Source organism: Dyella sp. ASV21 (assembly GCF_016428975.1).
Lineage (GTDB): Bacteria > Pseudomonadota > Gammaproteobacteria > Xanthomonadales > Rhodanobacteraceae > Dyella.
Map to the genome: position 1 here is coordinate 1 of NZ_JAELTT010000163.1, position 652 is coordinate 652.

The following is a 652-nucleotide window of genomic DNA, read 5'->3' on the forward strand; positions in this document are numbered from 1 at the left end:
AACGGTGGGAAGGATCACTATCGAGCCAGCCGCGCTGACCACCAGGCCTGGGATCGCGCGCGACGCCCCAAGGCATGCAAGTTAGTCCGTCATCGCGTCCTGGCGCGCCTGGTAGCCGCTAAGCTGCAGCAACAGTGGGCGCCGGAACAAATTGCCGGCTGGCTCAAACGCACCTATCCGGGGAATGAGGCTCGCCAGGTGTCGCACGAAACGATCTACCGGAGTCTCTTCATCCAGGCACGCGGAGCGCTGAAAAAAGAGCTTTTGGCACATTTGCGGCGTACGCGAGCCATGCGTCGCTCGCGACACCGTACGCAGAAAACGGCAGACCACGCGCAGATCACCGATGCGATCTCGATCCGCGAGCGTCCTGCCGAGGTCGAGGACCGGGCCGTGCCGGGCCATTGGGAAGGCGATCTGTTGTTTGGTGGCCGGAACAGCCAGATCGCCACACTGGTCGAGAGGCACTCACGCTTCGTCATGCTGGTGCAGGTGGATAGCCGGGATAGCCAAACGGTGACCGATCAGTTGATCAAACACGCACGCAAACTTCCGCAGGAGCTGTTTCGATCGCTGACTTGGGATAGAGGGTCGGAGATGGCCCAACACCAGCGCTTCACGTTGGCCACCGACATCACGGTTTATTTCTGCG

Annotated in this window: 1 protein-coding gene; it reads left to right on the forward strand. The window is 61.2% G+C overall.

Annotated elements, in window-relative coordinates:
- Positions 1-652, forward strand: a 652-nt coding sequence (locus JHD67_RS22945) for an IS30 family transposase (RefSeq protein ID WP_199101161.1), incomplete at both ends; no start/stop codon positions are given.